The organism is Campylobacter concisus (assembly GCF_002912895.1).
GTDB lineage: Bacteria > Campylobacterota > Campylobacteria > Campylobacterales > Campylobacteraceae > Campylobacter_A > Campylobacter_A concisus_G.
The window spans coordinates 20,302-33,326 of the sequence record NZ_POZX01000039.1 but is presented as its reverse complement, the minus strand read 5'-3'; the positions used below and the strand labels follow the sequence as shown (position 1 = coordinate 33,326).

At 39.0% G+C, this 13,025-nt stretch carries 12 protein-coding genes and 1 pseudogene; 10 read left to right on the top strand and 3 right to left on the bottom strand.

What is annotated here, in order from left to right; genetic code table 11:
• Nucleotides 1–2: 2 nt before the first annotated feature.
• From CYP51_RS04855 to CYP51_RS04845, 3 genes are read left to right on the top strand one after another with little or no spacing between them, the layout of a single operon-like run.
• The gene (locus CYP51_RS04855) at nt 3–509 is read left to right on the top strand and encodes a ribonuclease domain-containing protein (RefSeq protein WP_103624588.1); all 507 of its coding nucleotides are present in this window, start codon (nt 3–5) and stop codon (nt 507–509) included.
• On the top strand, nt 506–778 hold the full coding sequence (locus CYP51_RS04850) for a barstar family protein (protein WP_103624587.1): 273 nt from the start codon (nt 506–508) through the stop codon (nt 776–778). Before CYP51_RS04855 ends, CYP51_RS04850 begins: the two co-directional genes overlap by 4 nt.
• Nucleotides 775–1,464 (top strand): MqnA/MqnD/SBP family protein, encoded by a 690-nt coding sequence (locus CYP51_RS04845; protein WP_103624586.1) that lies wholly within the window; start codon nt 775–777, stop codon nt 1,462–1,464. The genes CYP51_RS04850 and CYP51_RS04845 overlap by 4 nt, the downstream gene beginning before the upstream one ends.
• A gap of 31 nt (nt 1,465–1,495) precedes the next feature.
• Here CYP51_RS04845 and CYP51_RS04840 read toward each other — a convergent pair whose 3' ends face one another.
• The 3 genes from CYP51_RS04840 to CYP51_RS04830 all read right to left on the bottom strand — a co-directional run bounded on the left by CYP51_RS04840 (nt 1,496) and on the right by CYP51_RS04830 (nt 4,633).
• Complete coding sequence (locus tag CYP51_RS04840; protein WP_072593896.1) at nt 1,496–2,128, bottom strand: DUF6803 family protein; 633 nt, start codon at nt 2,126–2,128, stop codon at nt 1,496–1,498.
• A 125-nt stretch (nt 2,129–2,253) separates the two neighbouring features.
• Nucleotides 2,254–2,967 carry a TorD/DmsD family molecular chaperone gene (locus tag CYP51_RS04835; protein ID WP_103583328.1) on the bottom strand — a complete coding sequence of 238 codons (714 nt, stop codon included), beginning with the start codon at nt 2,965–2,967 and terminating at the stop codon, nt 2,254–2,256.
• Entirely contained in the window at nt 2,960–4,633 is a 1,674-nt protein-coding gene (locus CYP51_RS04830) for a 4Fe-4S binding protein (RefSeq protein WP_103624585.1), read from the bottom strand. The genes CYP51_RS04835 and CYP51_RS04830 overlap by 8 nt, the downstream gene beginning before the upstream one ends.
• A gap of 154 nt (nt 4,634–4,787) precedes the next feature.
• On the opposite strand from CYP51_RS04830, the gene selA reads away from it, so the two are divergent.
• The 7 genes and pseudogenes from selA to fdh3B all read left to right on the top strand — a co-directional run bounded on the left by selA (nt 4,788) and on the right by fdh3B (nt 12,792).
• Nucleotides 4,788–6,113, top strand: coding sequence for an L-seryl-tRNA(Sec) selenium transferase (gene selA / locus CYP51_RS04825; protein ID WP_103624584.1), 1,326 nt, complete (start codon nt 4,788–4,790; stop codon nt 6,111–6,113).
• Nucleotides 6,110–7,930: a selenocysteine-specific translation elongation factor gene (gene selB / locus CYP51_RS04820; RefSeq protein ID WP_103624583.1), complete on the top strand. Its 1,821-nt coding sequence runs from the start codon at nt 6,110–6,112 to the stop codon at nt 7,928–7,930. Before selA ends, selB begins: the two co-directional genes overlap by 4 nt.
• Before the next feature lie 53 nt (nt 7,931–7,983).
• Nucleotides 7,984–8,724 carry a thioredoxin domain-containing protein gene (locus CYP51_RS04815; RefSeq protein ID WP_103624582.1) on the top strand — a complete coding sequence of 247 codons (741 nt, stop codon included), beginning with the start codon at nt 7,984–7,986 and terminating at the stop codon, nt 8,722–8,724.
• 302 nt (nt 8,725–9,026) lie between these two features.
• Nucleotides 9,027–9,233 carry a twin-arginine translocation signal domain-containing protein gene (locus tag CYP51_RS04810; RefSeq protein WP_009294906.1) on the top strand — a complete coding sequence of 69 codons (207 nt, stop codon included), beginning with the start codon at nt 9,027–9,029 and terminating at the stop codon, nt 9,231–9,233.
• Nucleotides 9,234–9,244: 11 nt separating this feature from the next.
• A pseudogene (locus tag CYP51_RS10245) lies at nt 9,245–9,505 on the top strand (hypothetical protein); the annotation flags it as partial.
• Nucleotides 9,488–12,220, top strand: coding sequence for a formate dehydrogenase subunit alpha (locus tag CYP51_RS04800; protein ID WP_258032793.1), 2,733 nt, complete (start codon nt 9,488–9,490; stop codon nt 12,218–12,220). The pseudogene CYP51_RS10245 and the gene CYP51_RS04800, both read left to right, overlap by 18 nt.
• Nucleotides 12,221–12,231: 11 nt before the next feature.
• Nucleotides 12,232–12,792 (top strand): formate dehydrogenase FDH3 subunit beta, encoded by a 561-nt coding sequence (gene fdh3B, locus CYP51_RS04795; RefSeq protein ID WP_103624579.1) that lies wholly within the window; start codon nt 12,232–12,234, stop codon nt 12,790–12,792.
• The last annotated feature ends 233 nt before the right edge of the window (nt 12,793–13,025 follow it).

Below are 13,025 nucleotides of genomic sequence, written 5' to 3'. Positions count from 1 at the left end.
ATTTGAACAAAAGACTTTTGCCAGCTCTAGTCGCCTTTGTCATTGCTATCATCGTTGGCACCTTCTTCTTTTCAAAAGAGGGCGGCGAGGCAAACAAAAACGCTCAAATTTTACTTGAGCAGCTTAATAAAGAGGGACAAAAGAGCCAGAGCCTCGCAGAAAACGGCTCATACACCTCAAAAGATGAGGTCGCACTTTATATCTATAAATTTAACAAGCTACCAAAGAATTTCATAACCAAAAAAGAGGCACTCGAACTTGGCTGGGACGCAAAAAGCGGAAATTTATGGCAGATAAGCGGCGGCAAAAGCATTGGCGGAGATAGATTTTCAAACAGAGAAAAGAGGCTACCTGAGGCTGATGGCAGAAAGTGGTTTGAGTGCGATGTAAATTATAATGGTGGCAGGCGCGACGCTGAGAGAATTTTATACTCAAACGACGGGCTTATCTACTACACGCCCGATCACTACGAGCATTTTTACCTGCTTTATGAGAAGAGGATGCAATGAAAAGCGTGATCTTAGATGCCAAAAAGATGGCTGAAAAAGAGAAGATGCATGAGTATTTTGCTAAGAAATTTGACCTGCCAGAGTACTACGGCAAAAATTTAGACGCGCTCTTTGACTGCCTTTGTGAGATAAATGAGCCAACGCTTATAAAGCTAAAAAACGAAAATGTTTTAGATGGTGCCATAAAAGAGAGCTTAACCCAGCTATTTAGCGACGTTTGCAACGAAAATGAGCTAGTTAAATTTAAGCTTGTAAAAGATGAAAAATGATATTTGGAAAGATTGATTATCTAAATTTACTCCCATTTCACGTATTTTTAAAATCAGCCCCACTAAGCTCTCAGATAAAAAAGGCGATCGAGTTTAAAAAGGGCGTGCCAAGCAAGCTAAATAGAGCCCTAAATGCCAGAAAGATCGATGCTGCAGTTATCTCAAGCATAGCAAGCAAAAAGGCAAATTTAAAGAAGCTAAATTTTGGAATAGTCGCCAAAAAAGATGTAAAAAGCGTGCTTGTTCGCAAAAACTCAGCCCCAAAGCCAGATCCTGCCTCAGCTAGCTCAAACGCCCTAGCCAAGGTGCTTAAACTAAATGGAGAGGTGATCATAGGCGACAGGGCGCTAAAGGCATACTTAAGCGAGGGCAAAGAGTGCTTTTATGACCTTGGTAAAATTTGGTATGAAAAGACAAATTTGCCATTTGTTTTTGGTAGATTTTCTTACGTAAAAAATGGCTCGTTTTACAAAAAACTGGTCGCAAAATTTTTGCAAAAAAATGTAAAGATCCCAAACTATATCTTGGCTAAGTACGCTAAAAGTCGCGACATAAGCGAGCAAGATATCAAGTGGTATTTGAAATTTATAAGCTACAAAATGGGCCCAAAAGAGCAAAAATCACTCAGAAAATTTTTTAAGGAAAATAGACTATTAAAAGTAGCAAAAAGAATTAAATTTTTATAGCTTCTTAGCAGCTGCCAAGAAGCTATAAAATTTAGTGATGCATGTGCATATTAGTTGAGTTATCATCACTCATATTTTGCATCATCATATTCATATGCATCTCACCCATATTTTGCATCATCTTGTGGTGATCGTGCATTGGCATATCTGCTGGCATGTTCATTGGCATATTCATATGCATACCCATCTCACCGTTTTCAGCCTTGTAGCCAGTTATGGTAGGATCAACCATGCCAAATATCATTGCGACGTGTGCGACGATCAAGGCAAATATGAGTAGGAAAAAGTGAAGCTTTAGCTTTGCCTTTTCGCTTGCGTTTTTGTAGATCAAATTTAGCTCTAAAAGCGCGATGCCAAGAAGTGGTATGACGCTGATGAGATATGAGTAGACAGCGATGACATCGGCATATCCACGCCATTTTATACTTGGATAAATTTTTGCCATAAAATAGATCACAAGAGCTGTAAAATAGACCCCAAGCACTATGCCAGCAAATTTGCCAACAGCCTTATAGCCAGCATTTTTACCGCTATCCATGTGATACATAGTGAGAAACTCCATCGCCACTAAAAGCTCCGTAAGCCCCACAGGTATCACCATGAAGAGGATTAGATTGTAAGGTTGATTGAGCGATAAAAGCTCCATGTAGTGTGTCATTACCATTGTAAGTCCTTTGTAAAAAATTTAAAGAAGATTAACGCCAAATTGCTAATAATTATAAAATATCAAGATAACAAATTTAAGCGGATGTTAAATTTACTCCTAGCTTGGCTAAGAGTAAATTTAAGCTAGTCTTTAAACTCGTGTGAGATGACTGGAGAAAATTCTTCCCAATGAAGTTTGGTTTTAATAGTTGGCATCTTGCTTTGATAAGGCTCTTTTTTAAGCGCAGCAACCGCGACGCTATCGCCTTGTGGCTTGGCTGGTGCTTCTAGGCTTAAAACGGCTCTTTCAAGCTCGATGAAGTCTTTTAAGATGAGCGCATAGGAGCGGAAGAAATTTGCATTTTTATGAGCCAAAAGTAGCGAGCCAAACTCATCTATAAATAAATTTAAAGTCTCGCCAAAGAGCTTGTCACTGATATTTTTCGCGCCGTTAAATTCATCACTTAAAAATGTTGCCATCGCTAAAAATATAAAGCCAACATAGTCCTCGCTATCCTTGCAAAGTTCCTTATCACGCCTATATGGGCTAAGCTTTAGGCAGTGTATCACCCTAAGTCTAGCCGCGCCGTTATCTCTACCCTCTTCATAAAATGAGGCGCTTAAAGGGATATTTGTAAAGCCAAAAAGAACGTCATTTTGCTCGCTTGTAAGCTCATCAAAGCTAAATTTATCTAAATTTGCAAACGCCTCTGCGCTTTGCTTGCTCAAAGGATTTTGCGCTAGGTAGCTAAGCTGCTCCTTCCACCTAGCAAATCCATCATCACTGGTGTGAAAAAAGAGTGGATATGCCAAAAATTCGTAAAAATATGACCTTGCTTTTATGATGTTTTTATCCATTTAATAAATCCTCTTTCATCGCATTTAGCTGGGCTTGCACCATGATCTTTGCCTTGCAGTCAGCGCAGCAGTAAAGTGACTTGATCTTGGCTCTGTCGTTGCCAAAACGTGGCTGCATGATCGATGCGATCTTCTCGACCGCCTTTTTAGTCGCAAACTCTTTTCCGCATTCCACGCAGGCAAATAGCTCGTCATGCGCAAGCTCGCTATAAACGAAAAATTCAGGCTTAAGAGCGATCTTGCCGACCTCAAGTGAGATGGTGTTCTTCTCAGCGCAGCTTAGCTCGCAGTAGCCGCAGGCGGTGCAAACGCTTGGGTTAAATAAAATCGAATTCGTCTTTTTATCAGCCACCAAAGCACTTACGTTACAAGCTCCAACACAGCTAAGGCAGAGCGTACAGGTGTCAGCATTTATCGTGACTTCGCCATATCTTATCATCTCGCCGCTTTTTATGACGCCAAGATCACTCTCTCCTACGATAAACTCAAGCCTTTTGGCAAAAATTTCTCTCTTTGGCAGCGCGTATTCTGCCATTGAGTGCTGTGAGCCATCAATTAGTTTAGCCTTTTTAAGCGCATTTTCAAGGCTAGCCTTGTCTTTTGCGTGGTAGATCGCACTCTCTTTAAATTTAAGCTCATAAATTTGATTTAATATGCTAATAGCGTCTTTTTCGCCCTTGCCAAGGCTCTTGCTATATAAAATCACACTCGAGCCACTCTCTTGCAAAAGTGTCAAAAAGTGCGTTTGGCTTAAGAAGTGGGCGGCTGAGATGGCAAAAGGTAGGACATTTTCTGGTAGGCTCACGCTTAGCTCATCTAGGCTCATCTCCTCAGGCACGATAAGAGGGATCTTGCCTTTATAAAGCTTTGCCACAGCGGCAAATGAGCTTTGTGGCATTAGCGTGTAGTCGAGTGCGCCGCTAGGGCAGACGCTGATGCAGTTTCCGCAGTTTGTGCAGTCGATCGCTGAAAAGATAAGGTGCTTTGTCGCGTCCTCTTTTAAGATAGCAACCGTTGGGCAAACCTCGGCACAGCGACCGCAAATTTCAGTCCTGCGCTCGTGATACTGACAGATTGATGAGTCGTATTGAGTAAAGCTTTTGTATCTAAATTTTGGGCTTTTTGCATTTAAAATTTCAACCACTTTTTCATCTTTTAGCCCTGAAATTTCGTAGCAGCCGCTTTGTTTTAGCATATAGTCCCTTGCGTTTTCAACCAAGAAAAAGTCGCAATCAACCTCAAATTCGTCATTTGCTCTAAGCACCAAAACGCTTAGCTCGCCAGCTGCGCCGTATATAAATTTAACTTCAAAATGCGTAAGCTCGATCACTTTGTAGCCATTTTCTTTTAGTAAATTTGATAGCTCTGCTCGGCCTGAGTTGCTTACTATCACAACATTTTTGCCGACCTCTTTTTCGTAATCCACATCCTTTGCCATATCAAAGGCGCTCGCCCTTGCTTCGTAGAGTAAAAGGGTATTTTTGGCTTTTTCTAAGACACTTGCGGCGGTATTTTTAAGATAGAAATTTATCTCAGGTGCGATGATGTTTGCTTTTAGCTTTGGAGAGTTTGAGACTAGATAGTCGCCATTTTCGTTGTTGATCTCTATCTGCTCGTTTAGCATCAAGGCATCGTCAAAATCGTTATAAAAGCCAAATTCTTTCATTGTTTCTCCTATTATCAAAAACGGGCTTATTCTAATATTAATGGGATTAATAGACTCTGAAATTTATATCCTCTTTTTTTGCTCTAAGTTTTAATTTATAATATTTTTATGTTAAAATCACGCCTTGGTAAAACTAACTTACTAGGAGCGCAAATTGAACGATTTAAGAAATATCCCACAAGTTGATAAGATCATAAAAAACGAAGCATTTTCAGGATTTGATATAAATTTAGTCACATTGCTTGCGAGGCAAATTTTAAATGAAGTTAGAGCTAAAATTTTAAATAAAAATGCAAATTTTGCGTTGCAAGAAATAATAGATTTAATCCTAAATGAATATCATAATTTTAATGAATCAAGCCTTCAAAGAGTGCTAAATTTAACCGGTGTGACCATTCACACAAATCTTGCTAGAAGTGTAATAGATAAAGAAATTTTAAACCGAGCGACGCCTGTTATTACAGGATATTCTAACCTTGAATACAACCTAGAAACGGGTAGTCGTGGCAACAGATATGACTATATCGGCTCGCTGATTGCTAGAGCTTTTGGCTTTGAAGATGCCATCGTCGTAAATAATAACGCAAGCGCTGTGTTTTTAGTGGTAAACACCTTTGCAAAGGGCAGAGAAGTGATCGTTAGCAGAGGCGAGCTAGTCGAGATCGGCGGTAGCTTTAGAGTGCCAGAGGTGATGGCAAATGCAGGCTGCTTTTTGAAAGAGGTTGGCACGACAAACAAAACTAAGCTAAAAGACTACGAAGAGGCAATTAGCGAAAATACGGCGATGCTTGTAAAGGTTCATCGCTCAAATTTTGACATCGTGGGCTTTAGCGAAGAGGTTACAGCAAATAAACTAAGTAAATTGGCGTGTGAGCAAAATTTAATAGACTATTTTGATCTTGGTAGTGGTTTTTACGGAAATTTACCATTTAACCTTGACAAAAATGAGCCAGACTTAAAGCATTTAAAAGATGTTTCGCTAGTTAGCTTTAGCGGTGATAAGCTCCTTGGTACGGTGCAGTGTGGCATCATTGTCGGTAAAAAAGAGCTTATAGCAAAACTTAGGAAGAACCAGCTTTTAAGAATGCTTCGTGTTGATAAGGTGATCATCTCGCTTTTGGCTGAGAGCATGAAAGCTTATCTAAACAAAGAATTTGAGCTAATCACAACGCAAAAACTGCTTCACAAAAGTGTAAAAGAGCTTGAAAATTTAGCAAATTTTATAAATAAAAATTTAAAAACGTCATTAGAAATCATTCGCACACAAACCTTTGTAGGAGGTGGGGCGATGCCAAACAAAAAGATCCCAAGCGTGGCTTTGGCGGTTAGCGGAGATGCAGTTTTAAATGAGCAAAAATTTAGACAAAAAAAGGTGATCGGCCGCATAGAAAATGATAAATTTATGCTTGATCTAAGATCGCTTTTGGATGATGATGTAGAGACACTAATAAAAATAATAAATGAAACGGAAGAAAAATGAGTTTAATAATAGGAACAGCAGGGCATATCGACCACGGAAAAACCGCACTTATAAAGGAGCTAAACGGCTTTGAGGGGGATAATCTTGAAGAGGAGAAAAAGCGTGGCATAACGATCGATCTAAGCTTTTCAAATTTAAGTAAAAATGATGAAAATATCGCCTTTATCGACGTGCCTGGGCATGAAAATCTCATAAAAACGATGATAAGTGGCGCGTATGGCTTTGATGCGTGTTTATTTATGGTGGCAGCAAATGACGGCCTTATGCCTCAAAGCTTGGAGCACCTTGAAATTTTAAATCTTCTTGGTGTGAAGTCTTTGATCGTGGCACTTACTAAGTGTGACCTCGTAGATGAAGCGACTATAAATTTAAGAAAAAAAGAGATAACAGATGAAATTTCTAAATTTAAAAACCTACAAATTTTAGAAATTTTTACCGTTAGTATAAAGGATAAGGCAAGCATCGATGAGCTTAGAAACTACCTCTTTACGCTAAGAGCTAAAAAACGCGATGAAGACGGCGTTTTTAGATACTACATTGATAGGGTTTTTAGCCTAAAAGGTATCGGAAATGTCGTAACTGGCACCGTGATAGAGGGAAGCGTTAGCAAAAACGAGAAGCTTTTTAACTATGACGCTGGCAAAGAGGTGCTAGTAAGAAGCGTGCAAAGCCATGATGAATTTGTGGAAAAAGCAGGTGTGAGTAGCCGAGCGGCATTAAATTTGACAGGCGTGGAGCTTAATGAGCTAAAAAAGGGACAGCTGCTTAGCAAAAAAGGCTTCTTTAGGGGATTTAGAGAGGTTGATGCGGTCGTAACTGCTAAAAATCTCATTCACTCGCAAAGCGTAACCTTTTGCGTAGGAGCTAAAAATGTGCCTGCAAAGGTGCTAATCCTTAGCCAAAAAGATGATAGTTACTTTGTTACCTTTAAATTTCAAAGCGATATGTTTTTGAAATTTGACGAGGCATTTGTGCTTATCTCAGATGCACACGTGATAGGCGGTGGCAGAGTGCTAAATCCTGTGCTTGAGCCACTAAAAAAAGCTGGCAAAATTCTCTTTTTGGCTGCACTTTTAAAGCATGATTTTGTAGAAGCTTTTTCTATCTTAAAAGAGGCTCACAAAAATGGCTTTGGCATCATCTCTTCTTATCAAAGATTTGGTTTGAGTCACGAAGAGGCCGTAGATGTGGCTAAAAAAGTCTCAAACGTCTTTGTCGATGAAAAAGCTTTAAATATCTACGATCTAAGCGCGATTGAGCGGATAAAATCTGTGGTTAAATTTATGATAGAGAAAAATGAATTTGCCGTTTTCTCAGCTCAAAGTATAAGCCTAAAGCTTGCTTGGGCTAGTCAAAATTTGGCTCAAAAAGCACTTGATGAGCTTGAAAGTATAAACTTAATCTCTAAAAATGATGGCGTCTATACAAAAAAAGGCGTTGATATAAGCAAACTAAAAGTAAGGCTTGAAGAGAAAATTTATGAAATTTTAGAAAGCGGAAAGCTAGCTCCAACAGCACCTTATAATATATATGATGAGCTAGAAATAGATAGGTTAAGTGGTGATAATGCCCTTAAAAAGCTAACTGCAATGGGCAGAGTTGTAAGGCTGGAGCATAATCTTTTTATCACTAGAAATTCGCTAAAAATAGCACTTGATAAGCTAAGAGAGATCATCAAAAATCAAGGTTTTGTAAATGTCACAAACGCCAAGGATGCACTAAATTTAAGTAGAAAATATGTAATCGCTTATCTTGAGCAACTTGACCTTGAGAGTGACATAATGAAGCAAGGAAATGATAGAGTCTTTCGTGGTTAGTATTCATTTACAAAAAGCAAATATAATCCGCCAAATTTTTAAAAAGGAAAAAAATGAAAAAAGTGGTTTTAGCCTCAATAATAGCGGCAACTAGCCTAATGGCAGCAAGCGATAAGCAAATAGAAGATTTTTACTCAGAAGTTTTTAAAAATCAAAATATCGATGATGTTAATGTAAAAGTCGTAGAACGCACTAAAATTTTAGATGATATAGAAAAAGTAAGCTTAAAATTTAGCAAAGGAGATATGTCTCAAGAAGATGTGACTTTTGTTAAGGGCGATCTTATGTTTCCTGATGTTGTAAATTTAAAGGAGCAAAAGTCTTATTTGGCTGAAGAAAAAAAGGTAATCGCAGAAAAAGCAGCACTTGATTTAGTAAAATCACTAGCTAAAATTTATAAAAATGAAGACAAGGCAAATGTTATAACTCTTGGCAATGATAGCAAAAAGCCAACTCTTATCATGTTTTCAGATCCTGAATGCCCATATTGTAGAGCCGAGCTAGCAAAGATCGAAACGACATTAAAAGACAATAACGTTGAAATCATCCTAACTCCAGTGCATGAACTATCATCTTTGCAAAAAAGTGCTTTGATCTATAAAGATATAAAAAATGCAAAAAGTGATAGCGATAAGGTTAAAATTTTAAGAAAGTATTTTTCTGAAGATTATAACGTGGATGAAAAAAATGTTAGCAAAGAAGAGAGCGACAAGATCGATACTTTACGTAAAAAATATTTCTCAGCTGGCGTTAGATCAGTGCCATTTATAATAAATAAAAGTGATTTAAAATAATCTTTTCTAGGGAGCTCTCCCTAGAATTTATACTTTAAATTAGCCTTTCTCTCAAAATTCATAAAAGTTAAAATATTAAATATATTTTCTTATATTTTTAACAATAACTTAACATATTTAATTAAAGCTTTATATTTACTTTGATTATCTTGCAATTATGCTAAATTTGCAGAGTTTAAATCTAGGCTATAAAAAGCCCTGAAATAGGCCTTGCAATATTTTAGAATTTCTAAAGTTGCAAATCATCAAGACCAATCAAACCAAATTCTCAAATTTTTAAGTTTGAGAGCTAAGGAGAAAAAATGCAAGGATCAAGAAGAGATTTTCTAAAAAAATCTCTAAAAGTCGGTGCTGCCGGCGGTGTACTAGCAGTCTCAGCCGTAGCAAAAGTGACTAGTGACGACTTAGCCCCTGATGACAATGGTGTCGTCGTTGGCAAGTCAAACAAAAAAGAGGTGCTTTATAAAAAAAGCAAGAACTGGGAAACCTACTATAAAATCGCTTACTAAGGGAGAAAACCATGAGTGATGCACGTATAGGAAGACGTTCATTTTTAAAGCTAGCCGCACTTGGTGCTGGAAGCACAATGGCTTTTGGAGAAAATGAAACGATAAGAAAAGCAAGTGATGAGGAGATAAAAAATCCTTTCCCTGGCTCAAAAAAGGTTAGAACGATTTGTTCTATTTGCTCAGCAGGCTGTGGTATCGAGGCTGAGGTAAAAGATGGTGTTTGGGTTCGTCAAGATATGGCGATGCATCATCCGATATCTCAGGGCTCACACTGCTCAAAAGGTATCGATCAGATCGACCTTACACACAGCAAACAACGTATTAAATATCCTATGAAAAAAGTTGATGGTAAATGGCAAAGAATTTCATGGGATCAAGCTGTAAATGAGATCGGCGATAAGATGCTTCAGATCCGCAAAGAAGATGGCCCTGATAGTGTTGTTTTCTTAGGATCTGCGAAATTTAACAACGAGCAAGCATATTACTTTAGAAAATTTGCTGCGTTTTGGGGCACAAACAGTAACGACCACGTAGCAAGAATTTGACATAGCGCAACAGTCGCCGGTGTGGCGAATACTTGGGGTTATGGCGCGATGACAAACCACTTTGGAGATATGGCTGCAAATTCAAAATGTATATTTATAATAGGTGCAAATCCCGCTGTGGCAAATCCAGTTGGCGGTATGAAGCACACTTTGCAAGCAAAAGATAGAAACAACGCAAAGGTGATCGTAGCTGATCCAAACTTTACAAAATCAGCCGCTCATGCTGATCTATACCTAAGACAAAGATCAGGCACTGATATAGCACTTGTTTATGGACTTATCCACATCATCTTAAAAAATGGCTGGGAAGATAAAGAATTTATAAAAAATAGAACTTACGGCATCGATGAGATAGCAAAAGAGGCTGAGCACTGGACACCAGAGGTCACATCTGACGTTACAGGCGTGCCAGTTGATAAGCTGATAGAGGCTGCAAATATCCTAGCTCACACAAAACCAGGCACGGTGATCTGGGCACTTGGTATCACACAGCACTCAGTTGGTAGCTCAAATACGAGAATTTTACCTATTTTGCAACTAATCCTAGGCAACATGGGCAAACCAGGTGGCGGCTGTAACATCATCCGTGGTCACGACAACGTTCAAGGCTCAACCGATATGTGTAACCTCTCAGATAGCTTGCCGATGTATTACGGACTAACTGACGCGGCTTGGAAGTACTACTGCCAAGGCTGGGGCGTTGATTATGACGAGTTTGTAAAACGCTTTGCAGTCTCAACCAAAGAGCCAAAACAAGGCGGCACACCAGTTAAAAACACTGTTTTTGAAGAGTATTACTACCACGATCCTAAAAATCCAGAGGATAGAAACTGGAGAAATGAAAAAGGCTGGTCACTTTCAAAATGGTGGCAAGGCGTCTTAAAAGAGGAAAATACCTTTAGCAGTGGCGCGTTAAGAGTTCTTTGGGTTCAAGGAACTGGCCTTACATCTATGGCGCACCTAGCTAAAATTCAAGAAGCGGCTTCAAAACTAGATATGATCGTAGTTGCTGAGCCATTTGTAAATGAAATTTCTATCCTTTCAGATAGAAAAGATGGCGTTTATATCTTGCCAGTGGCAACTGCCTTTGAAAACGAAGGTCACCTAAACGCTACAAACCGCTCAGGTCAGTGGAGAACAAAAGTCGTTGATCCACTTTATGAGAGCAAGGGCGATCACGAAGTAATGTTTGCATTTGCTAAGAAATTTGGCTTTTACGATGAATATGTAAAAGGCATGAAGATGGCTGTTGTAGATAGAGAGCTAAAACAAGTTAAAGATGACTTTGTATGGCCAGATGATGCGACAAATGAGATAGCAAGGGTTGGAAATTCTATCGGCTATGGCGGCAGAACTGCTGAGATGTTTAGACGTCACCAAGCAAACTGGGATAAATTTGACCCAGATACGCTAATAGGTCTTGGTGGCGAAGTAAAAGGCGAGTACTACGGCAAGCCATGGCCAGCATGGGATGATAAACACCCTGGCACACCGATACTTTACGATATGAGCAAGCCTTACGCAGAGGGTGGCTCTGGCTTTAGAAACCGCTTTGGACTAGAGCATAACGGCGTTAGCCAGCTAGCTAGCGAAGAGAGTACACTTGTTGGCTCAGCTATAAAAGGTGGCTACCCACAAATCACAAAAGAGAATATAGAAAAAGTCTTAGGCATAACTCTAACTGAAGAAGAGAAAGCTAAGATGGGACCAAGCTGGAGCATGGATTATAGTGGTATTATCTTTGAAAAATGCCGTGAAAAAGGCGTAGTGCCGTATGGTAACGCAAGGGCTAGAGCTATCGTTTGGGAATTTCTTGATCCTATCCCAAAACATAGAGAGCCTATCCACTCGCCACGCTGGGATCTTGTCCAAAAGTATCCGACATTTGATGATCAGGCTAGAAATTTCCGTGTTTCTACAAGATTTAAGTCAGAGCAACAAGCAAAAGACTGGTCAAAAGAGTTCCCTATCGTGTTTAGTACTCAGCGCGTCGTAAACCTAAGTGGTGCTGGTATGATTGAAAGAACGAGTAAATATCTCTCAGCTATTACACCTGAGATGTTTGCTAACGTTCACCCTGAGCTTGCTCTAAAACACGGAATAAAAGACCGCGACATGATGTGGATCCACAGTCCACAAGGTACAAAGATTAAAGTAAGATGTTATCACAGCTATATGGTAACTCCAGATAGAATTTGTATGCCTTACAACTTTGCTGGTGTTATGCAAGGTGTTGATCTTTCAGATCGCTATCCAGAGGGCACTAAACCTTATGTTATCGGCGAGAGCTCCAACACGATCACAAACTACGGATTTGACCCTGTTACTCAAATATCAGAGTTTAACGCGGGCCTATGTCGCATAGAAAGGGCTGAAGAAGATAAATTTGCAAAATCGTTTTTCCATGAGTATGGCGAGAGAGACGCCACTGGTAAAGAGTAAGGAGAGATAAAATGGCAAGAATGAAATTTTTCGTAGATACTAATAGATGTATTAGTTGTTATGGGTGTCAAGTAGCTTGCTCTTCTGCTCATGAGCTTCCGGTGGGAATTTATAGAAGAAAGGTCATTACACTTCATGATGGTATAGAGGGTAAAGAGGTCTCAACTACCATCGCATGTCAACACTGTACTGATGCACCTTGTGAGCAAGTTTGTCCAGTAGATTGCTTCTATATTAGAGCTGATGGTATCGTGCTTCACGATAAAGATAAATGCATAGGCTGTGGATACTGCCTATATGCTTGTCCATTTGGTGCACCACAGTTCCCTAAAGATGGAGCATTTGGCGTAAAAGGTGTAATGGATAAATGTACTATGTGTGCAGGTGGTCCAGAGCCAACAAACTCACACGAAGAGAGAGAGCTTTATGGCCAAAATAGAATGGCTGAAGGCAAAGTGCCTATGTGTGCGGCAGTTTGTGCTACAAATGCACTTTTAGTTGGTGATGCAGCCGATGTGTCAAATGTATACCGCAAACGCGTTATGCTAAGAAATACAGGACTAAAAGTCTGATGTTTAAAGGAGGGCACTTTGCTCTCCTTTAAATTTTTTATAGTTCATATAAATTTTTAAACTATATTTGCAATTTTAAAATTTCATTTATTACTCTTTTTATAAAGCTATTCTTACATTTTTAACACAAATTTTTAGATTCACGTTAGATAAATTTCTAAAAATTATTTATTATTTCAATTTGGACTATTTTATGATAATCGTTTTTATTTTAATCAAAGTAAAAGATTGAT